The organism is Pantoea eucrina (assembly GCF_001691555.1).
Taxonomy (GTDB): domain Bacteria; phylum Pseudomonadota; class Gammaproteobacteria; order Enterobacterales; family Enterobacteriaceae; genus Pantoea; species Pantoea borealis.
Genome location: NZ_MAYN01000008.1, coordinates 1,465,895 through 1,486,388, shown reverse-complemented (window position 1 = coordinate 1,486,388; position 20,494 = coordinate 1,465,895). Strand labels below are relative to the sequence as shown.

At 52.6% G+C, this 20,494-nt stretch carries 19 protein-coding genes; 11 read left to right on the top strand and 8 right to left on the bottom strand.

Going from position 1 to position 20,494, the window contains the following annotated elements; genetic code table 11:
* Positions 1 to 276: 276 nt before the first annotated feature.
* The 3 genes from BBA90_RS13100 to BBA90_RS19685 form a co-directional block, all read right to left on the bottom strand.
* On the bottom strand, positions 277 to 1,149 hold the full coding sequence (locus tag BBA90_RS13100) for a manganese catalase family protein (RefSeq protein WP_065649528.1): 873 nt from the start codon (positions 1,147 to 1,149) through the stop codon (positions 277 to 279).
* Between the two features lie 43 nt (positions 1,150 to 1,192).
* A complete protein-coding gene (locus BBA90_RS13095; protein ID WP_065649527.1) occupies positions 1,193 to 1,678 on the bottom strand; it encodes a ferritin-like domain-containing protein in 486 nt (161 codons plus the stop codon).
* A gap of 63 nt (positions 1,679 to 1,741) precedes the next feature.
* A complete protein-coding gene (locus BBA90_RS19685) occupies positions 1,742 to 2,014 on the bottom strand; it encodes a general stress protein (RefSeq protein ID WP_430914191.1) in 273 nt (90 codons plus the stop codon).
* A 326-nt stretch (positions 2,015 to 2,340) separates the two neighbouring features.
* Between BBA90_RS19685 and BBA90_RS13085 the strand changes: the two genes are divergently transcribed.
* Positions 2,341 to 4,725: a phosphoketolase family protein gene (locus BBA90_RS13085; RefSeq protein ID WP_065649526.1), complete on the top strand. Its 2,385-nt coding sequence runs from the start codon at positions 2,341 to 2,343 to the stop codon at positions 4,723 to 4,725.
* On the opposite strand, the gene BBA90_RS13080 is transcribed toward BBA90_RS13085, so the two are convergent.
* From BBA90_RS13080 to BBA90_RS13060, 5 genes are all read right to left on the bottom strand, one after another.
* A complete protein-coding gene (locus tag BBA90_RS13080; protein WP_065649525.1) occupies positions 4,712 to 5,503 on the bottom strand; it encodes a hypothetical protein in 792 nt (263 codons plus the stop codon). The genes BBA90_RS13085 and BBA90_RS13080 overlap by 14 nt on opposite strands.
* A complete protein-coding gene (locus tag BBA90_RS13075) occupies positions 5,504 to 5,701 on the bottom strand; it encodes a hypothetical protein (protein ID WP_065649524.1) in 198 nt (65 codons plus the stop codon).
* Positions 5,702 to 5,878: 177 nt separating this feature from the next.
* On the bottom strand, positions 5,879 to 6,058 hold the full coding sequence (locus BBA90_RS13070) for a KGG domain-containing protein (RefSeq protein ID WP_039383978.1): 180 nt from the start codon (positions 6,056 to 6,058) through the stop codon (positions 5,879 to 5,881).
* 347 nt (positions 6,059 to 6,405) lie between these two features.
* The gene (locus BBA90_RS13065) at positions 6,406 to 6,918 is read right to left on the bottom strand and encodes a GNAT family N-acetyltransferase (protein WP_065649523.1); all 513 of its coding nucleotides are present in this window, start codon (positions 6,916 to 6,918) and stop codon (positions 6,406 to 6,408) included.
* A gap of 364 nt (positions 6,919 to 7,282) precedes the next feature.
* Positions 7,283 to 7,573, bottom strand: coding sequence for a DUF2913 family protein (locus tag BBA90_RS13060; protein WP_065649522.1), 291 nt, complete (start codon positions 7,571 to 7,573; stop codon positions 7,283 to 7,285).
* Between the two features lie 529 nt (positions 7,574 to 8,102).
* Here BBA90_RS13060 and otsB point away from each other — a divergent pair.
* From otsB to BBA90_RS13005, 10 genes are all read left to right on the top strand, one after another.
* A complete protein-coding gene (gene otsB / locus BBA90_RS13050; protein ID WP_065649520.1) occupies positions 8,103 to 8,891 on the top strand; it encodes a trehalose-phosphatase in 789 nt (262 codons plus the stop codon).
* Positions 8,888 to 10,324: an alpha,alpha-trehalose-phosphate synthase gene (otsA, locus tag BBA90_RS13045; protein ID WP_065649519.1), complete on the top strand. Its 1,437-nt coding sequence runs from the start codon at positions 8,888 to 8,890 to the stop codon at positions 10,322 to 10,324. Before otsB ends, otsA begins: the two co-directional genes overlap by 4 nt.
* Before the next feature lie 1,081 nt (positions 10,325 to 11,405).
* The gene (flhD, locus tag BBA90_RS13040) at positions 11,406 to 11,756 is read left to right on the top strand and encodes a flagellar transcriptional regulator FlhD (RefSeq protein WP_065649518.1); all 351 of its coding nucleotides are present in this window, start codon (positions 11,406 to 11,408) and stop codon (positions 11,754 to 11,756) included.
* A complete protein-coding gene (flhC, locus tag BBA90_RS13035; protein ID WP_065649517.1) occupies positions 11,756 to 12,334 on the top strand; it encodes a flagellar transcriptional regulator FlhC in 579 nt (192 codons plus the stop codon). The genes flhD and flhC overlap by 1 nt, the downstream gene beginning before the upstream one ends.
* A gap of 133 nt (positions 12,335 to 12,467) precedes the next feature.
* Positions 12,468 to 13,355, top strand: a complete 888-nt coding sequence (gene motA, locus BBA90_RS13030; RefSeq protein ID WP_065649516.1) for a flagellar motor stator protein MotA — start codon at positions 12,468 to 12,470, stop codon at positions 13,353 to 13,355.
* Positions 13,352 to 14,368: a flagellar motor protein MotB gene (gene motB / locus BBA90_RS13025; RefSeq protein ID WP_065649515.1), complete on the top strand. Its 1,017-nt coding sequence runs from the start codon at positions 13,352 to 13,354 to the stop codon at positions 14,366 to 14,368. Before motA ends, motB begins: the two co-directional genes overlap by 4 nt.
* A 10-nt stretch (positions 14,369 to 14,378) precedes the next feature.
* Positions 14,379 to 16,364 (top strand): chemotaxis protein CheA, encoded by a 1,986-nt coding sequence (cheA, locus tag BBA90_RS13020; RefSeq protein ID WP_206099912.1) that lies wholly within the window; start codon positions 14,379 to 14,381, stop codon positions 16,362 to 16,364.
* 22 nt (positions 16,365 to 16,386) lie between these two features.
* Complete coding sequence (gene cheW, locus BBA90_RS13015) at positions 16,387 to 16,884, top strand: chemotaxis protein CheW (RefSeq protein WP_065649513.1); 498 nt, start codon at positions 16,387 to 16,389, stop codon at positions 16,882 to 16,884.
* 69 nt (positions 16,885 to 16,953) lie between these two features.
* Entirely contained in the window at positions 16,954 to 18,624 is a 1,671-nt protein-coding gene (locus BBA90_RS13010) for a methyl-accepting chemotaxis protein (protein ID WP_065649512.1), read from the top strand.
* A 165-nt stretch (positions 18,625 to 18,789) separates the two neighbouring features.
* Positions 18,790 to 20,469: a methyl-accepting chemotaxis protein gene (locus BBA90_RS13005; RefSeq protein ID WP_065649511.1), complete on the top strand. Its 1,680-nt coding sequence runs from the start codon at positions 18,790 to 18,792 to the stop codon at positions 20,467 to 20,469.
* Positions 20,470 to 20,494 lie beyond the last annotated feature (25 nt).

The following is a 20,494-nucleotide window of genomic DNA, read 5'->3' as shown; positions in this document are numbered from 1 at the left end:
ACTTTCTGAGTTTGCTGCATTAATTCTCGGGCTTTTGCCGTCTGGCTTATTTATACAGAAGCTGAAGCTGGTGCCCGTCATTAAAAAAATTTCCCTTATGATGAAAAAACCGCCCGAAGGCGGTCAGAAGAAGGGGAGCTTATTCAGGTTGCTTATCACCCGATTCTGGCGCACTGCCAGTATCATCGTCAGGTAAATCAGGCTCATCTTTGTCAGGCTGATGACCTGCGTGAGCATGCTGTACAGGTTTAAGATGCATTGATCTCTCCTTGGGATTTACGTCTGTGGCTTTTCACTGCCCAGTTCAGCACCTGTTTCCGGATTAATATCAGGATTCGAGGCGGTTCTGACAGCCATGGCTTTCAGCGCTGCCGCTTCATCTTCGGCAAGAACCACTGATGCATGGCCATCACCTCCATCAACGGCTGGCTGAGGATCGGCGACGTAGTTGAAGTTCTCATCGGAATTCCAGCTACCACGCACATCATCCCCGTCGGACATACTGAAATAAGTATGCGCATACTCTTCGATCGGCGGCAGTTTACCCGGCGGGAAGTTATTGCGGATAGAGTAGAGCGCTTTTTCAAAGGAGAGCTGATGAGCGGCTTCACGCGTCATCAGAAAGCCCAGCGCATCTTTTACACCCACGTCGTCAGTAACGTTGATCAGGCGTTCATAAATAATTTTGGCGCGGGACTCCGCGGCAATATTAGAACGCAAATCAGCCGTCACCTCTCCGATAGTATCAATATAGGCAGCCGTCCAGGGTACGCCACCTGAATTAGTCAGCGCCGGGCCACCGCCGTAGAGAATAGAGGTAAGATGACTGTCATTACCAGCACCGGTAATAGAGCGATACAGATCGCCCTCTGCTTCCGTGCCTTCAGCCAGTTTACCTTTCGCCCCTTTGTTGAGCATTCCTACCAGCGAACCGATGATTTCAAGGTGACTCAGTTCTTCGGTCGCAATGTCCATCAGCATGTCACGACGTCCGAGATCGTCATCACCTAATCCCTGCGTAAAATAGCGCATGGCCGCTGCCAGTTCGCCCTGCGGGCCTCCAAACTGTTCAAGCAGCAGATTAGCCAGTCCGGGATTAGGTTCGCTTACCCTGACGGTGTACTGCAATTTTTTAACGTGTCGAAACATAGCTCACCTCAGTGTTAACAGTCAGACCGATGGGCTGGCCCTTTTAATCATGTGTTATTGCTTGTTCTGCAATGCTTGTGAGTTTTTCATCGGTAGATTTTTCTTCAGCCAGCGTGTCTGCCAGTAAACTGGCGGCCTGGTCAAGACCAAGTTTTTTGGCCATAGCAACCAGCGTGCCGTAGGTAGCAATTTCGTAGTGTTCAACTTTTTGCGCCGCACCTATCAGGCCTGCATCGCGCACCGGGCCGGCTTCAGTCGCATCGATAAGTTCCTGCGCTTCTTCCACCAGACCTTCCATTGCATGGCACTTCATGCGTTTGATACGTAATTCGTCGTGGGCTTCCACTACCTGATCCAGACGCTCAATTTGCCCCTGGGTCTCCTCCAGATGTTGTTTAAAAGCTGCTTTTAAACTTTCATCAGATGCGGCACGCGCCATTTTGGGCAGGGCACGGGTTATCTGTTTTTCTGCACTATAAACATCTGAGAGGTCGTGAATAAAAAGGTCGAGCAGAGATTCAACTTTCATAAGCGTTCTCCGTGCAATAATAAACAGCAAAGCAGGCGTCATACGACGTATGCAGTTTATTCATTAAGATGAGGTTTTTAAGGCAGCAGAGCTTATTGTGCTCTGGTGCGGAACAGGAATCAGATGCGCAATCCCTGTGCAGCAGGATTCATCCGTAAAACCTGTTGTCAGGCGCCATAATTGCCATTCTGAGTCCTTTTTTGCCAGCGTCAGAGACTTTTCGCGATCATTTTTCAGGCCTGTGCCGCTATTCTTTCCGCCTTTTTTACCCGCTTCAGATATTCGCTGTGTTTCCTCCGCGAAATTACCTGCACCGCCTTGATGCTGAGTCAACATATATTGTCTCATCATAAGATGATAATGACCTGATCTAACTAACCAGTTATAAGCGAGCTGCGTATTTAATAGTAATCGTGTTTCTATGTTCTGCAAGCGGGGCGGTTTAAATACCTGCTTATAAGATTTATCTGTAGAGTTTGATTTTGCAATATTTTTATATTTAAGCGCAGCGACAATTACCGCATCGCTTAAATATACGTATGCGCTTCGGTTATTAATTAATTTATTGAAGCGTCAGCGTAATATCTTTGGCGCGCTGATTCGCGGCATGCTGCTTTCTCAGTTAAGGTTAGTTATTACCCTAAAAATGAGGAGACGAGCTGATGACCGACGCTGCCGCAACGGCTGAACTGGAACTGCTTGATCGCTACTGGCGCGCCGCTAACTATCTGTCAGTGGGCCAAATCTACCTGATGGCGAACCCGCTGCTGCGTGAAACGTTGCTGCCTGAGCATATCAAGCCACGACTGCTGGGACACTGGGGCACCACCCCCGGACTCAATTTTATCTATGCCCACCTTAACCGCATTATTCGCCAGCGCAATGCTGACCTGCTGTATGTCTGCGGACCCGGTCATGGCGGCCCCGGCATGGTGGCTAACAGCTGGCTGGAAGGGACCTATAGTGAAATTTACCCGCAGGTCAGTGAAGATGAGCAGGGTATGCAGCGTCTGTTCAAACAGTTCTCTTTTCCCGGCGGGATACCGAGCCATGCGGCGCCTGAAACGCCTGGCTCAATTAACGAAGGGGGAGAGCTGGGCTATTCGCTTTCTCACGCTTTTGGTGCCGTATTTGATCACCCGAACCTGATTGTGCCCTGCGTTATTGGTGACGGTGAAGCAGAGACTGGCCCCCTGGCTGCCAGCTGGCACGGTATCCATTTCCTTAATCCGCAGCGTGATGGGGCTGTGCTGCCTGTTCTTCACCTCAATGGCTATAAGATCGCTAACCCAACGCTGCTGGGACGCACCAGCGACGAGGACTTACAGCAGCTTTTCAGCGGGTATGGTTATGAACCGCTTTTTGTCTGTGGTGACGATCCACAGCTAATGCATCAGCAGATGGCCGCTACGCTGGATCGCGCGTTTGACACTATTGCCTCTATCCAGCAGCAGGCACGCACGACAGCCGGCAGTGAGACGATACCGCGCTGGCCCATGATCGTGCTGCGCACGCCGAAGGGCTGGACAGGACCGAAAGAAGTAGATGGCAAAAAAGTAGAGGGTTTCTGGCGCGCGCATCAGGTGCCGGTCGCCGGGTGCCGCGAAAATGAAGCGCACCGGGAGATCCTCGAAACATGGCTGCGCAGTTATCAGCCTGAAACGCTTTTTGACGCCGGAGGGCGCTTAAACGCTGAGCTGCGGGCGCTGGCTCCGGCAGGTGACAAACGTATGAGTGCCACGCCTTACGCTAATGGCGGCCGGCTGCGGCGACCGCTTGTCACACCTGATCTCCGGCAATTTGCGACTGGTCTCAGCGCACCAGGTGCGCAGCAGGGAGAAGCGACCCACCAGTTTGGCCTCTATCTGCGCGAAATTTTTCGTCTCAACAGGGATAATTTTCGTCTGTTTGGCCCGGATGAGACCGCTTCAAACCGGTTATCGCCGGTGTTTGACGCGACCAGCCGCAGCTGGATGGCACCGCTGGAGCCGTGGGATGAACAGCTGGGACGCGACGGGCGCGTGATGGAAATTCTGAGCGAGCATCAGTGTCAGGGCTGGCTGGAAGGCTATCTGCTTACCGGACGTCATGGCCTGTTTAACTGCTATGAAGCGTTTATTCATATTGTCGACTCCATGTTCAACCAGCATGCTAAATGGCTGAAAGTGTCGCGTAAACTGCCGTGGCGGCAGCCCGTCTCATCCCTGAACTATCTGCTTTCCTCTCACGTCTGGCGTCAGGATCACAATGGCTACAGTCATCAGGACCCGGGTTTTCTGGATCATGTAGTGAATAAAAAAGCGGACATCGTGCGCGTCTATCTGCCGCCGGATGCGAACTGTCTGCTCTGGACGGGCGATCACTGCCTGCGTACCTGGGATCGCATTAATGTCATTGTAGCGGGCAAGCAGCCCTCTCCGCAGTGGCTCGATATCGATAGTGCGATTGCGCACTGTGAGGCGGGAATGGGCATCTGGCAATGGGCCAGCTGCACGGGAGAACCTGATGTGGTCATGGCGTGCGCGGGCGATGTGCCTACGATGGAAACGCTGGCGGCAGTTGATCTGCTGCGGGAATTACTGCCGTCGCTGCGCGTACGCGTAGTGAATGTCGTTGACCTGATGGCGCTGCAGACCTGTGAACAGCATCCGCATGGCAAGAGTGAGGCAGAGTTTGATCGTCTGTTTACGACCAGCAAACCGGTGATCTTTGCGTTTCACGGCTATCCGGGGCTGATCCATCGTCTGACTTATCAGCGCAATAATCATCGTAATTTCCACGTACACGGTTTTAACGAAGAGGGCACGACCACCACGCCTTTTGATATGACCGTACTGAACAAGCTCGATCGCTATCATCTGGCGCAGGCTGCGCTGCTGCACGTTTCTGAAGAAGCCGATCGGTATTCAGATTTGCTGGAGGATTTGCAGGCGCGTATTGCTGCGCATCACGCCTGGGTGCGTGAGTATGGTGAAGATGTGCCTGAGGTACGCAACTGGCACTGGCGGGCCGCTGCGTCCTCAGCGTCATCTCTCAGGAATGATTAAGCGGCATCCGGCGGCGCTGATAGCGTTTTTTGCCCAGAGCCAGCGCAGAGGCGCTGGCCGGGTCGAACAGCGACAGGCTCTCAATCTGATCAACCATCAGCACCTTACGAAAATCGAGGGCGCTTTTGGGTGAAGAGAGAAAGCTTATTTCATGCTCGTGATACCAGCGGCTGTAGTTGTGCTCGATAGCCAGATTCAGGGTGCGCGCATCGCGATAGCCGCTCAGCATCGGGATCATCACGATATTCGCCGTACCAGGAAATTCAAAGGTAGCGGCGTGGATCATACCAATGTAAATCCGGCGGGATTTCAGCGTTACCCAGGCCAGTTCACCTTCTTCCATACAGTGCAGCAGCATCTGTTCAATGCCGTTAGAACGGGACAGGCGCTGATACAACTCTTTACGGCTGCCAGGCGTCAGGCGGGCGCTGCCAGCCCAGTTGGAGCGGTAAACGCAAAACAGCACCGCAAAGGTGAGCATGATGACTACCGGGGCCTGGATGCCCAGAAAGCTCCAGGTCATAAAATCGACATGCCAGTTAGCGTGGTGATCGGCACTCAGGCCAAAGGTGTTATTTGCAAATGAAGCGGCAAGCAGCAATAGCCAGACAATCGCCGTAGCCAGTACGCCCTGGACAACGAAAATGCAGCCGTAAAGCGCGATAAGAAAATAGACATCCCAGCCAAATGAACGTTTTATCTTTAGCCGGCTGGACATATCGCGGCTGGTATACCAGTACCCGCATACCATTAACACCATGAAAATAGCCGTGCCCATTTAAATTTCCTTCAGAGTTGAAACGTGCTCAGCAAAATCTTTATGCACTTCGGGGCTAAGCGGATTGACCGAGGCATTGCCATCTTCATCTATGATAATTCTGTCTCCTTCCTCCATGGATTCAGTAACATCCTGTTGTGTCATGACCTGCAATAAGGATTCAGGACTGCTGAACAGCGAGCATATAAAACGTTTCATGACGGGTGTAAATCCTTTCAGTATTAAACAGTAAGTCTGGAGCAAAATAAGGGAAGTAAAACGACTTTAAGAGTTGTCTGCGGCGGGAGAAACAGCAAGCGTAACGGCAGATTAAACAGGAGGAAATAAAGCAGAGAGGGGAAAATAGTGCAGCACATCCCTGTGCTGTCCGGCTAATCAGGAACCTTTACGGCTGCTCTGGCCACCTTTTTTGCCTGCTTCAGATGCTTTTTTAGGGTCATCTTTAAAGCTGCCGCCGCTTCCGCTGCCGCTTTTCTGTCCACCTTTTTTACCTGCGTCAGATGCTTTCTGCTTATCGTCTGCGAAGTTACCTGAACCGCCTCTGTGCTGAGTCATGATATAGCCTCTTGAAGAGTGTTTAATAACATGATGAATCATTGCAGTCATGTGCGTGGTACGTTTTAAAGCGTAATGGTGAATGCTGTCTGTGCAAGCGAAGCGGCTAATATAATTAACTTATTGTTTTATATATATTTTTTGGTTTTTTTTTACTATGCGTAAAATATAACGGATAACAACAAGAGTAAAAATCTTCGCTAAATTAGCACCATAGCGAGTTAAACAGGATACCGGCGAAGAGAATATTTGCCCCGGTTATCCCGAATAATTGGCAAAATTAATCAGATATGTGAGCAGGACAGACTTTTCGCCCCGGGCAGGATGCGCAGGGCAGGCAGGGCTGGTTAAATTAACATTCCCAGAATCTGCAACATACTCTGCTGTGAGGCAGTGACAAAAGGAATATCTTTAATGTGCTGCATGCCAAACGCTTCATAAAATTTTCTGGCTCTGACGTTGGCGTCCATCACTTCCAGCCACAGATAACCTTCCTCACGGTGGCGCGCACTGGCAATAATGCTTTCAAACATCTCTCTTCCGACGTGTTTGCCCGTCTCATGAGGGTCGAGATAAAGTTTGCAAAGCTGAGCCCCCCGCATACCGGAATCAGGAACCGGCACGCTCCATTTTACTTTGGCAAAACCAATAGGATGCGCTGACTCGGCAATCAGCCAGCATTCACTGGCGTCTGTCAGGCTATGGATAAGTGCGTCCATGCCGTACTCTTTGCTGATAAAAGCATCCATCTCTTCCGCAGAAACCCACAGGTTTTTGAAATGCGCGCTGTAGGTCATACGCCCCAGCTGATGCAGTAAACCGGCGTCTTCCGGCCGGGCGTGACGAATAGTCAATGCCATTATGCAGATTCTCCATGAAGTCTGCGCCACATAGGGCGCAGCGTGGTAAACGCTCCTGATGGCCGATAATACGCGATTGACGATCGGGATGTGATAGCGATCTGCTGAAACAGTGTAATAAGGGTTTGAGCGCTATACCACGTTATGCAGGAGCAGGGGAAGGGCAACTGGTATGGTTGTTTGCGTACAGCGCTGGCCAGCGTAACGGGAGGTAATACATAGTGTGCAGCGGACGCTCAGGCAGAGAGCCACGCAAAGATCGAACAGCCTGTTTAATGGAGATTCGCATTTCAGAATTAATGAAACGGTCTATAAGGGCGGGTTAATAAGAGATACTGCGTTGCGCTTAACATCAGCAGGGGGCTCAGAAATTATAACGTAAACGTTCTGCGCGTTTTGCTGTGTCATAAACGTATTGCAGCATAGGTTCCAGATCGGCATCGGGCCCGGCGCTGATGATCTTGCCGCGCAGCCACTCAATTTCACTGGTGATATCCGGATGGAAAATCGTATTGTTCTGCGCGTTACGTAACCACTTCAGCAGGAAATTATTTTTCCCCCGGAGATGGCCATTTTTTTTGGATTGAGCATGGATTTTAAGCGCAACCAAAATGCAATAGTAAAAATGGACGCGCTGACTGTAATTTTGCACCATCTTATCGCTCTTATCATTGATATCCCTGACCCGGGTCAGTGTGCATAAATGCATCAGGCAGGTCAATTCCACGGCAACTGAAGCGGTAAAAAAAGGGGGCTACGGGCCCGTTTTTAAGAATTTCTTTATGAGGTTTCAAGCCTTTGTCATTTTGAAAGAAAACCTGTTTTTAATTTCTGTTAAACTTTATCGCTGGCTACAGGAATATTCTGAATTGGCAGGGTGGAAAAGTCATACATATTTCCTGGCATTGTACACATTTATTCTTTTTTATTATTCCTCCTGCAGTTATTCAGATGCAAGGCGAAGCGATAAACCGCTAACCATTTTTCCGGATAGCGACTTTCATGGCGAAAAGCGGAATAAGGTCTACACTTATTGCTGCCGATGTTCATTGTGCGTCAGGTATGCAGTTATACATGATGCTGACCAGGAAAGGTTGCGCATTTATTAGTGGTTTCACCCTAAATATTTTTATCTGCTGCACGCCTCTGAACATCCTGATGTATTACTCACAAAAGGAGGAGACGTGACATCTGTGGTAAGCGAGATCAATACCCTTCCGTCGTTAAGCGGCGGCCTTTACGCCTTCTTTTTTGACGTTGACGGCACGCTGGCAGCGATTGAGGCACAGCCCGATCAGGTCACTATTCCCGCCCGTGTTCGTCAGCATCTGCAACAAATCTCCAATCTCAGCCACGGTGCGCTGGCGCTGGTGTCCGGACGGCCGATAGCCCAGCTGGATAAACTGGCCGCGCCACTTGAAGCGCCTGCGGCGGGTGTGCATGGTGCAGAGCGTCGCGATGCAACCGGTCAGACACACCGTCATGCTCTGCCAGATACGGTTGCCTCAGCGCTGCAGAACGAACTGGAGCAGGCATTCAGTCAGTGGCCAGGCGCCGTGCTGGAGGCAAAAGGCATGGCATTTGCGCTGCATTTTCGCAATGCCCCTGAGCATGAGCCGGCCATCATGCAGCTGGCGGAAAAGATTGTTAACCGTTTTTCTGAGTTAACGCTGCAGCCGGGCAAATGCGTGGTTGAAATCAAACCCCGGGGAATCGACAAGGGCGAAGCCATTAATACCTTTATGCAGGAAGCTCCCTTTGCAGGACGTATTCCGGTATTTGTCGGTGATGATCTGACCGATGAAAAGGGCTTTCTTGCAGTGAATGCGCTACAGGGTCTCTCTGTCAAAGTTGGCGAAGGCCCTACTGAAGCGCGCTACCGGCTGCCGGACACAGAAGCTGTCTGGCAGTGGCTGGAGCAACTATTATTACAATTAGAGCATGACAATATTGGTAAGGAGTTCAGGTTATGAGTCGTTTAGTCGTGGTATCTAACCGTATTGCTATTCCCGACGGAAGTAAAAGCAGCGCAGGCGGTCTGGCCGTTGGTATTCTTGATGCGCTAAAAAACACCGGTGGTTTATGGTTTGGCTGGAACGGCGAGATCAGTGAATATGCGGGTGAAGAAGAAGAGCCACTCGCAAAGCTGGAGCACGATGGGATCACCTACGCCTCGTTCCCGCTTAACCAGAATGATTACGATCAATATTACTGCCAGTTTTCTAACACCGTAATCTGGCCTGCTTTCCACTACCGGCTTGATCTGGTGCAGTATCAGCGTGAAGCCTGGGAAGGCTATTGCCGGGTCAATACTGCGCTGGCTCATCGTCTTAAGCCGCTGATTAAATCTGATGACGTGTTGTGGATCCACGATTACCATCTGCTGCCGTTTGCTGCCGAGCTGCGTAAACTGGGCGTGACCAACCGTATCGGTTTCTTTTTACATATCCCTTTCCCGACGCCGGAAATTTTCAATGCGCTGCCGCCGCATCAGGAGTTGCTGGAGATGCTGAGCGACTATGATCTGCTGGGCTTCCAGACCGAATCCGATCGGGTTGCGTTTCTCGATAGCCTCAGTCAGCAAACGCAGCTGCAAAACAAAGGTGAGAAAAAGCATCGGGCTTTCGGCAACACCTTTATGACCGAAGTCTATCCAATCGGTATTGAACCTGATGCGATCAAAGAGATGGCAGAAGGGCCGCTGCCGCCCAAGATGGCCGCGATGAAGCGTGAGCTGGGTGACGCTAAAAACATTATCGCCTGTGAGCGCCTCGACTATTCCAAAGGTCTGCCCGAGCGTTTTCTGGCCTACGAAGCGCTGCTGGAAAACTTTCCGCAGCATCGCGGCAAAATTCGTTACTCGCAGATTGCACCGACTTCACGTGGCGACGTGCAGGCCTATCAGGACATTCGGCATCAGCTGGAGACAGAAGCGGGCCGCATCAATGGTAAATATGGCACGCTGGGCTGGACCCCCCTCTATTATCTCAACCAGCATTTTGATCGCCGACTGCTGATGAAAATTTTCCGCCTTACCGATGTGGGTCTGGTCACACCTCTGCGCGACGGCATGAATCTGGTTGCCAAAGAGTATGTCGCGGCACAGGATCCGGATGATCCGGGCGTACTGGTTCTCTCACGCTTTGCCGGGGCTGCGAATGAGCTGACGTCAGCACTCATTGTTAATCCTTACGATCGTGACGAAGTGGCTGCTGCGCTGGATAAAGCACTGACCATGTCGCGTACGGAACGTATTACCCGCTATAACGATATGATGGCGGTACTGCGTAAACAGGATATCTCACACTGGCGCGAAACCTTCCTGCACGATCTCAATGCGCTGTCCGCGCGTAGTGACGATCACGGTACGGAAAATAAAGTTGCAACGTTTCAGAAGCTGGCATGACGGATAACTGAAAGCGATGACGGGGGAGTGCGTTGATGCACTCCCTTTTTTATTGCCGGCACCAGCAAAAAAGCCTTATTGAAAAGAGAAACCCGGCTAAGCATATTTCATAGCCCGTTTACTGACTTTTATTCACTCGTCCGGATGTGCCACAGCAAAGGGTAATGAAACCGAAACGGCAATACAGAAGAAATCGATTTCATCAGGCTTAACGCTAACCAGTTGATGAACGAGCATTATGGGAGATTCGCAGCAAAAATAGCCGCATTTTTGTAAGTTTTGTTATCAGTGCTAAAGTTTTTTCTGGCCAGGCCGATGTTTGTTATACATCAGTGTGCTTTTTGTACCACCCATTCATTTTGTTAATGTAACAGCTGGTTACATCCATATTCGTTTTCTCAATCTTGCTGACATTGTCTTGACACTCCATTTTTCAGGCGCCATCACGTTTCGCGTACCGTTTAAGGTGTAAGAGTGATGCCTTCCGGCAATATTCCCTGTAAGTGATTAATTTAAAACTTATAAAAACCGTGCTTTTCCGGTGTTTTGTGCTGCCGCAAAGTCACAGGGTAGCGGGTTGTGATGAGTTAACCCCAACATGACAACGAAAAAATCCGTATAGCCTGACAGATGACGACGCGATCACAATCTGGAAATTTCCCAGGAAAAGATTAGCGAAAAAAATTGGAATTGAATAAAAAACATACAAAACGCAAGCATCCCTGATGCTTCGGTTAAAAAATTTGCCTTAAAAGTGTGATCCATATCACACTTTATCTAAAATTCCGGTCCACTCACGTTGTATGTCGGATAGAGACCATATAGATTTGCGTTGTTTTCGGATTAGTCTTAAAAAACGATAAAAAGACATCAGGGAAGAAGGTTAAGACTCAGGAAAAGAATGGCCTGGAATTTTGACTGAAACTGCTGAATGTCCCGGTAGGAAATGAAACACTTAAATATATGTTGGCTAATGACTGATTTTATTTTTTGCCATCTTTAGATTTACCAACCAGCAACCCGAACCATAGAGATTAAATTCTGTGGCCGTATATATGCCGCGTCTATCAGGATGGAAAAAATGGGTACATCAGAATTATTAAAACATATATATGACATCAATCTGTCATATTTACTGCTCGCGCAGCGCTTAATTAACCAGGAAAAACCTTCAGCTATGTTTCGTCTGGGTATTGATGAAGCAATGGCAGATGCACTGGCTCAGTTAACATTGCCTGAAATGGTAAAGCTGGCTGAAACGAATCAGCTTGTATGTCAGTTCCGCTTTACTGACCATAATTTAATTAATCGTCTTACCCAGGAATCACGGGTAGATGATTTGCAGCAAATTCACACCGGTATCCTGTTATCCAGCCGTCTGCTGCGCAGCGTTTCAAAAACCGAAACCAGCACCAAAAAGAGGGCAGTATAATGAGCGATAAAAGTATCGTTCAGGAAGCGCGCGATATTCAGCTGGCGATGGAACTGATCACGCTGGGTGCTCGTCTGCAGATGCTGGAGAGTGAAACGCAATTAAGTCGCGGCCGCTTAATTAAATTGTATAAAGAGTTGCGTGGTGCGCCGCCGCCAAAAGGCATGTTGCCGTTCTCCACCGACTGGTTCATGACGTGGGAACAGAATATTCACGCATCTATGTTCTGTAACGCCTGGCAGTTTTTACTCAAAACCGGTTTAAGCTGCGGCGTGGAGGCGGTTATTCAGGCCTACCGTCTCTACCTTGAGCAGTGTCCGCAATCGGACGAGGGCCCGCTGTTGGCGCTGACGCGCGCCTGGACCCTGGTGCGATTCGTTGAAAGTGGTATGCTGGAACTCTCTGACTGCAAAAGCTGTCACGGCAGCTTTATTAATCATGCACATCAGCCCGCAGGCAGCTTTGTCTGCAGCCTGTGCCAGCCGCCTTCGCGTGCCGTAAAAAGACGTAAACTTTCTGCAGATACTGCCGATACCTTTCCACAACTGCTGGATGAACAGGTTAAACGCGCCGTTTAAGTATGTTCGCATTGTGGAAGCCATCCAGCAGCGGGTTACCCCCGCTGCTTTTTTTTGCCTCCGATTTGTGAATATCGCCTGCGGCCCTCTGGCTTAACTTCCACCAACACGTTACGGACGTAAGGATGTTTTTGTGCTGATTATTCTGGGTTATATCGTGGTCCTTGGTTCCGTGCTGGGCGGTTATCTGATGGTCGGTGGCCATTTAGGTGCACTTTATCAGCCATCTGAACTGCTGATCATTGGCGGGGCAGGTGTCGGCGCATTTCTGGTCGGTAATAATGGTAAGTCCATTAAGAAAACGCTAAAGGCACTGCCGCTGCTGATGCGTGGTTCCAAATATAATAAAGCGGTCTATATGGATTTAATGGCACTGCTCTATCGGCTGATGGCGAAATCCCGTCAGCAGGGCATGCTGTCGCTGGAACGCGATATTGAAGATCCCTCGCAGAGCGAAATTTTCGCTAATTATCCGCGTATTTTAACCGATAAACAGTTAGTGGACTTTATTACCGACTACCTGCGCCTGATGGTCAGCGGAAATATGAATGCTTTTGAAATTGAAGCATTGATGGATGAAGAAATTGAGACCTATGAGCATGAATGCGAAGTACCAGCGCAAAGTTTATCCGCCATCGGCGATGGTTTGCCGGCATTTGGCATCGTTGCAGCGGTAATGGGTGTCGTGCATGCGCTGGCATCAGCCGATCGTCCGGCTGCAGAGCTGGGGGCGCTGATTGCGCACGCCATGGTGGGTACGTTCCTCGGCATCTTGCTGGCCTACGGATTTATTTCACCGCTGGCTTCGGTATTGCGCCAGAAGTGCGCTGAGACCACCAAAATGATGCAGTGCGTGAAAGTCACGCTGCTTTCCAGCCTGAACGGGTATGCCCCGCAGATCGCGGTCGAGTTCGGACGCAAAACGCTCTATTCCACAGAGCGTCCCTCGTTTACCGAACTGGAAGAGCACGTACGCAACGCTAAAAATCCGGCTAAACAGACTTCGGACCAGAGTTCATGAAGCATGAAAATCGCCCAATTGTGCTGGTTAAACGGCGCAAACATAAAAAGCATGAAGGCAGCCACGGCTCATGGAAAATTGCCTATGCCGACTTTATGACGGCGATGATGGCATTTTTCATGGTGATGTGGCTCATCTCGATTGCGAATCCGCAGGAGCTGGTTCAGATCGCAGAATATTTTAAAACCCCGCTCAAAGTGGCGGTAACAGGCGGACCCCGCAGCAGCGATAGCGAGAGCCCGATTCCGGGGGGCGGAGACGATCCGACCCAGCAGAAGGGCGAAGTCAGAAAACAGGTGGATATGGATGCACAAAAACGCCAGCTGGATGAGATCCGCCTTAACCGGCTGCGTGAAAAGCTCGATCAGCTGATTGAAGCCGATCCACGCCTGAAAGCGCTGCGTCCGCATCTGATTATCAACATGGTGCAGGAGGGGCTGCGTATTCAGATTATCGACAGCCAGAATCGCCCGATGTTTAAAACCGGCAGCGCGGAGGTTGAACCCTATATGCGCGATATTCTGCGCGCGGTGGCGCCGCTGCTGAATGATATTCCGAATAAAATCAGTCTTTCTGGCCATACCGATGACTTCCAGTATGCCAGCGGTGAACGCGGTTACAGTAACTGGGAGCTCTCAGCCGATCGTGCTAATGCCTCCCGGCGCGAGCTGGTCATTGGGGGCCTGGATAGCAACAAAATGCTGCGCGTCGTGGGGATGGCCGCCACGATGAAGCTCAAGAACCGTGGCGCTGATGATGCGGTCAACCGCCGTATCAGCCTGCTGGTATTAAACCATGATACTGAAGCCGCCATTGAAAAAGAGAATGCCGAAAGCGATGCCGTTCAGGTCAGCGATCCGGCACACATGATTCCCACTATCACTGCACCAGCCGGACCGGCTGCGGCTGCGGCGACCGCACCGACCGCTCCGGCGGCTCAGGCAGCGCCCGCCACGTCCGCAACGCCCGCTGCGGGTGCGGTAACACCAGACCAACCCTCACAGCCGAGGTGATCCCGTGAGCATGGACATCAGCGATTTTTACCAGACGTTTTTTGACGAGGCCGATGAGCTGTTAGCGGACATGGAGCAACACCTGTTGGGACTGGATCCCCAGGAGCCCGATGCCGAACAGTTGAATGCCATTTTTCGTGCCGCTCACTCTATTAAGGGCGGAGCAGGTACGTTTGGCTTTACGGTTTTACAGGAGACAACCCATATCCTGGAGAACATTCTGGATGGTGCGCGCCGCGGCGAAATGCAGCTCAGCACCGACATCATCAACCTGTTTTTGGAAACCAAAGATATTATGCAGGAACAGCTCGATGCGTATAAAACTGCGCAGGAGCCTAATGCGGAAAGCTTTAACTACATCTGCGAGGCGCTGCGTCAACTGGCACTGGAAGCGAAAGGTATTGTGCCTGAAGCCCCTGCTGCTGCGGTAGTCGATACCCCTGCGGCGGCGACGGTTGTCAGCCGCGGCCTGCGCCTGCAGCTGGTCGATCTCAAAGAGAAAGAGCCAGATCTGATGCTGGAAGAGCTGAGTAACCTTGGCAGCGTCACCGACGTTGTCAAAAGTACCCACTCGCTGGAAGCCACGATTGAAGGTGTCGACAAAGATGACATCGTAGCAGTGCTCTGCTTTGTGATCGATGAAGCGCAGATCCGCTTCCCGCAGGCAGAGGCCGCAGCTCCGGTCGCGGTAGCCGCAGACGTTGTTGCTGAAACGACACCTGCTCAGCCGCAGAGTGCAGTGGTGACAGATATCACGCCGGCCGTAAAACGCGAAAGCAAGCGGGCAGCGGCGCCAGCAAAATCGAGCGAATCCAGCAGTATCCGCGTTGCGGTTGAGAAAGTGGATCAGCTGATTAACCTGGTTGGCGAACTGGTGATTACCCAGTCGATGCTGGCGCAGCGTTCCGGCGCACTGGATCCGGTCGCGCATGGCGATCTGCTCAACAGCATGGGCCAGCTGGAGCGCAACGCGCGCGACCTGCAGGAGTCGGTGATGTCGATCCGTATGATGCCGATGGAGTATGTGTTCAGCCGCTTCCCGCGTCTGGTGCGCGACCTTGCGAGCAAGCTGGGTAAAGACGTGGAGCTGACGCTGCTGGGCAGCTCAACGGAGCTGGATAAGAGCCTGATCGAACGCATTATCGATCCGTTAACGCACCTGGTGCGCAACAGTCTGGATCACGGTATTGAAACGCCGGAAAAACGCCTGGCAACCAATAAAACGGCCACCGGCAATCTGACACTTTCTGCTGAGCACCAGGGTGGCAACATCTGTATTGAGGTGATCGACGACGGAGCCGGCCTGAATCGTGAGCGCATCCTGGCTAAAGCGCTCTCTTCAGGTCTGCCGGTCAGCGACAGCATGAGTGATGAAGAAGTGGGCATGCTGATCTTTGCTCCCGGCTTCTCTACCGCTGAGCAGGTTACCGATGTCTCCGGGCGCGGCGTGGGTATGGACGTGGTGAAGCGTAATATCCAGGAGATGGGCGGTCATGTTGAGATTGCGTCGAAACAGGGTAAAGGCACAACCATCCGTATTCTGCTGCCGCTGACGCTGGCAATCCTGGACGGCATGTCGGTACGCGTAGCGGATGAGGTCTTTATCCTGCCGCTGAACGCCGTCATGGAATCGCTGCAGCCAACGGCAGAAGAGCTTAAGCCACTGGCTGGCGGAGAGCGTGTACTGGAAGTCCGCGGCGAATATCTGCCGCTGGTTGAGCTGTGGAACGTCTTTGATGTGCAGAATGCCAAAACCGATGCAACGCAGGGCATTGTGGTGATTCTGCAGAGTGCGGGCCGCCGCTATGCGCTGCTGGTCGATCAGTTAATCGGTCAGCATCAGGTGGTGGTGAAAAACCTGGAGAGTAACTACCGCAAAGTGCCGGGTATCTCTGCTGCCACCATTCTGGGGGATGGCAGCGTAGCGCTGATTGTGGATGTGTCCGCACTGCAATCGCTGAACCGTGAAAAGCGTGTGGCCGGTGCCGCAGCGTAACTGATAAATAAAGGGCAAAAATATGACTGACATGGCAACCGTGACCAAAATCGCTGGCGAAACCGTCGGCCAGGAGTTTCTGGTTTTCACTTTGGGTGATGAAGAGTACGGCATCGATATTCTTAAAGTACAGGAGATCCGCGGCTACGATCAGGTCACGCGCATCGCCAACACGCCGGAATTTATCAAAGGGGTCACTAACCTGCGCGGCGTAATCGTGCCAATTATCGACCTGCGCGTAAAGTTTTCGCAGCCGGACGTAGAGTACAACGATAATACCGTAGTGATTGTGCTCAACCTGGAACACCGCGTGGTCGGCATCGTGGTTGATGGCGTTTCAGATGTGCTGTCGCTGATGCACGAACAGATTCGGCCGGCACCGGAGTTCGCCGTGACGATGTCTACAGAGTATCTGACCGGACTGGGGGCGCTGGGCGAGCGTATGCTGATCCTGGTCGATATTGAAAAACTGCTCAGTAGCGAAGAAATGGCGCTGATGGACACGCTGCGCAGCGTCTAACCGTTACCGCCGGGCCGCCTCAGCGCGGCCCGTTTTCATCCCCACTTTCCTGTTTCGATGGACCCCATTATGTTTACCCGAATTCGTGTTGTCACCAGCCTGCTGGTGGTACTGGTACTTTTTGCTGCTCTGCAACTGACCTCCGGATCGCTGTTTATCCGGGCGCTGTATCATGACAAAACCAGCTTTTCTGCCTCGCAGCTTTCCGCGCAAAATCTTGCGGCGATTACCGATGCCTATATGAGCCTTAACCAGAGCCGGGTGGTGCTGACGCGTATGCTGCTGCGCATTACCACCGCCAAACTGGAGGGGAAAGAGGCAGATGTGAGTGAGCTCTATTTACAGAGTCGCGATTTTCAGCAGCGTGCAGCGGACAACTTTACGCTATTCCACAATCTGCCCGATACGCCAGGACTGGATAAACAGCTTAACCAGCAGCTGGAGCAGAGCTATGGCGCTTACAGTCAGGCGCTAAGTGCTATGCAGGCCGCGCTGCAAAATAAGGATATGGTCGAGGCGTATAAAGCGCCGGTAGCACCGAGTCAGAGCGCTTTCTACGCTGATTACACGCGCTGGCGGGCCGATCAGAGCCGTCTTACGCAGGCGGGCGCAGAAGAAAATAGCACGGCGTATACCCGTATGCTCTGGCTGATTGGCGCCGTCATGGTCGTAGTGGTTGCGGTTAGCCTGCTATGCTGGTCCGGGCTGCGCCGGGTACTTATTCAGCCGCTTAATCAGAGCATTCAGCATATCCGGCATATCGCGCAGGGCGATCTCACCCAGTCAATCGTTGTAACAGGGCGTAATGAGATGAGCCAGCTGGCGACCAGCCTGCATGAGATGCAGCAGGCGCTGACGCGCACGGTCAGCGACGTGCGCGACGGAGCGGATGCGATCTTTACCGGTGCCAGTGAGATTTCAGCCGGTAATAACGACCTTTCGGCGCGTACCGAGCAGCAGGCTGCCTCACTGGAAGAGACGGCTGCCAGCATGGAGCAGCTGACAGCAACAGTGAAACAGAATGCTGAAAATGCGCGGCAGGCGTCGCAGCTGGCGCGAAACGCTTCAGAAACGGCTCAGAAAGGCGGTACGGTTGTGAATGGCGTGGTTTCGACCATGAAAGATATCGCCGGCAGTTCGAAGAAAATCGCGGATATTACCAGTGTGATTGACGGCATTGCCTTCCAGACCAACATTCTGGCACTTAACGCAGCGGTAGAAGCTGCACGTGCCGGCGAACAGGGGCGCGGTTTTGCCGTAGTAGCCGGTGAAGTACGCAGTCTGGCGCAGCGCAGTGCTCAGGCGGCCAAAGAGATCAAAGGGCTGATTGAGGATTCGGTCCAGCGTGTTAACAGTGGCTATGTGCTGGTAGAAAGCGCCGGTGAAACCATGGGTGAAATAGTGAATGCAGTGACGCGCGTGACCGATATCATGGGCGAAATTGCTTCCGCATCTGATGAGCAGAGTCGCGGTATCGATCAGGTGGGAGAGGCGGTCACCGAAATGGACCGGGTCACTCAACAGAACGCTGCGCTGGTTGAAGAGTCCGCATCGGCTGCTGCTTCCCTCGAAGCGCAGGCCAGCCACCTCAGTCAGTCGGTGGCGCTGTTCCGCATTACGCGTGGCACGCCGCAGGCTGCCGGCGTGCGCCACCCGCAAATTGCCCCGCCTGCGGTCGCAGCCGCGCCGCGTCGTGCCGCCACTACAGCAGGCGCGGACAGCCACTGGGAAACCTTCTGACTGCCGTTATGCCCTCCGTCACACGTGACAGAGGGCAGTTTTTTTAGTTATTAATCAGGCTCAAAAGCTTCATTAAGGCCGCACAGGCGCAAAGAAGCGTAAACCACCTCAATTAATTGCGGCTGGCGTCGATAACAGGGTGTCAAAATTCTTCCTGGAGACACCATGTTAAAACGTATCAACGTCGTTACCAGTCTGATCGCCGTGCTGCTGATTTTTGGCGCGCTGCAGCTGCTCTCGGGCGGCCTGTTCTGGTCAGCGCTGAACAAAGATAAAGAAGCTTTTGCCGTCGCACAGACTTCTACCAATAATGTTGCCGCCATGTCGGATGCGTGGATTGAGCTTAATCAGACCCGTACCGTGCTTAACCGCGCCATGCTGCGTATGCAGGGCAGTATGGCAACGCAAACCAACGGCGGACAGCTCAACGCGCTGATTGCTCAGACGGAGAAGCAGCTGAGCGTGGCTGCCGATCACTACCAGCGTTACTACAACCTGCCATCCACACCGGGTCTGCCGGAGGCGTTAACCGAACGGCTGGAGTCTGACTACAACGCCTTTAACGACGGCCTGAAAGCGATGCTCGATCGCCTGAAAGCCAACGATCTGCAGGGCATGTTTGCGCAGAATATTGAGGCGCGGCAGGTCAAAATGAAAGCGACCTATGAAGAGTGGCGTACTGCACAGGCAGAACTTGCGGCGAAAGGCGTCGTCCAGAATCAGCGCGCCTTTACCACCATGATGTGGCTGCTGGCCGCCGTGATGGTGGTGGTCATTGCAGTGATAGCCGGCTGCTGGTTTGGCCTGCGGGTGGTGCTGATCCGTCCGCTGCACGCGCTGCTGGGGCATATCCGTCATATCGCCTCCGGCGACCTGACCCAGCCGATTCAGGTGGAAGGACGCAATGAGATGAGCCAGCTGGCGGCCAGTCTGCATGAGATGCAGCAGTCACTGGTGCGTACCGTCAGCGATGTACGCGATGGCTCTGATGCGATCTTCACCGGTGCCAGCGAAATCTCCGCCGGTAATAATGACCTGTCTGCCCGTACTGAGGAGCAGGCAGCCTCACTGGAACAGACGGCTGCCAGCATGGAACAGCTTACCGCCACGGTAAAACAGAACGCTGAAAATGCCCGTCAGGCGTCGCAGCTGGCGCTGAGCGCCTCTGACACGGCCCGTAAAGGGGGTGACGTGGTGGAAGGCGTGGTACGTACCATGAGCGATATTGCCGGCAGTTCGAAAAAGATTGCCGACATTATCAGCGTTATTGATGGTATTGCGTTCCAGACCAATATTCTGGCACTCAACGCCGCCGTCGAAGCGGCACGCGCCGGTGAGCAGGGACGCGGCTTTGCTGTGGTGGCGGGTGAGGTGCGCAGTCTGGCACAGCGCAGCGCCCAGGCGGCGAAAGAGATCAAAGGGCTGATTGAAGAGTCGGTCACGCGGGTTAATGCCGGTTCGCAGCTGGTCGGGACCGCCGGTGACACCATGAGCGATATCGTCGGCGCCGTCACGCGCGTCACCGATATCATGGGCGAGATCGCCTCTGCGTCAGATGAACAGAGTCGCGGTATCGATCAGGTGGGCCACGCGGTGACTGAAATGGATCGGGTGACACAGCAGAACGCCGCCCTGGTCGAGGAGTCAGCCGCCGCCGCCGCGTCGCTGGAAGCGCAGGCGAGTCGCCTGAGTCAGTCGGTCGCCGTGTTTCATATCCCGCGTACTGCAGCCCCGGCCGCCCAGCGTCTGACAGAAACCAGGCAGTCGCAGCCGCTGCGCAGCCCGGTGCGTAAAACTGCCACCGCCAGCGCTACCGCGGGCGATGCGAACTGGGAAACGTTCTGACAGTAACCGGCTCTCTTCCTGCTGA

Coding starts and splice junctions, on each gene's coding strand:
- cheA (WP_206099912.1), top strand. CDS start 14,379: ATGGACATCAGCGATTTTTACCAGACGTTTTTTGACGAGGCCGATGAG.
- BBA90_RS13100 (WP_065649528.1), bottom strand. CDS start 1,149: ATGTTTCGACACGTTAAAAAATTGCAGTACACCGTCAGGGTAAGCGAA.
- BBA90_RS13005 (WP_065649511.1), top strand. CDS start 18,790: ATGTTAAAACGTATCAACGTCGTTACCAGTCTGATCGCCGTGCTGCTG.
- BBA90_RS13065 (WP_065649523.1), bottom strand. CDS start 6,918: ATGGCATTGACTATTCGTCACGCCCGGCCGGAAGACGCCGGTTTACTG.
- flhD (WP_065649518.1), top strand. CDS start 11,406: ATGGGTACATCAGAATTATTAAAACATATATATGACATCAATCTGTCA.
- BBA90_RS19685 (WP_430914191.1), bottom strand. CDS start 2,014: ATGTTGACTCAGCATCAAGGCGGTGCAGGTAATTTCGCGGAGGAAACA.
- cheW (WP_065649513.1), top strand. CDS start 16,387: ATGACTGACATGGCAACCGTGACCAAAATCGCTGGCGAAACCGTCGGC.
- motB (WP_065649515.1), top strand. CDS start 13,352: ATGAAGCATGAAAATCGCCCAATTGTGCTGGTTAAACGGCGCAAACAT.
- BBA90_RS13070 (WP_039383978.1), bottom strand. CDS start 6,058: ATGACTCAGCACAGAGGCGGTTCAGGTAACTTCGCAGACGATAAGCAG.
- BBA90_RS13095 (WP_065649527.1), bottom strand. CDS start 1,678: ATGAAAGTTGAATCTCTGCTCGACCTTTTTATTCACGACCTCTCAGAT.
- BBA90_RS13075 (WP_065649524.1), bottom strand. CDS start 5,701: ATGAAACGTTTTATATGCTCGCTGTTCAGCAGTCCTGAATCCTTATTG.
- BBA90_RS13010 (WP_065649512.1), top strand. CDS start 16,954: ATGTTTACCCGAATTCGTGTTGTCACCAGCCTGCTGGTGGTACTGGTA.
- otsA (WP_065649519.1), top strand. CDS start 8,888: ATGAGTCGTTTAGTCGTGGTATCTAACCGTATTGCTATTCCCGACGGA.
- flhC (WP_065649517.1), top strand. CDS start 11,756: ATGAGCGATAAAAGTATCGTTCAGGAAGCGCGCGATATTCAGCTGGCG.
- BBA90_RS13085 (WP_065649526.1), top strand. CDS start 2,341: ATGACCGACGCTGCCGCAACGGCTGAACTGGAACTGCTTGATCGCTAC.
- BBA90_RS13060 (WP_065649522.1), bottom strand. CDS start 7,573: ATGGTGCAAAATTACAGTCAGCGCGTCCATTTTTACTATTGCATTTTG.
- BBA90_RS13080 (WP_065649525.1), bottom strand. CDS start 5,503: ATGGGCACGGCTATTTTCATGGTGTTAATGGTATGCGGGTACTGGTAT.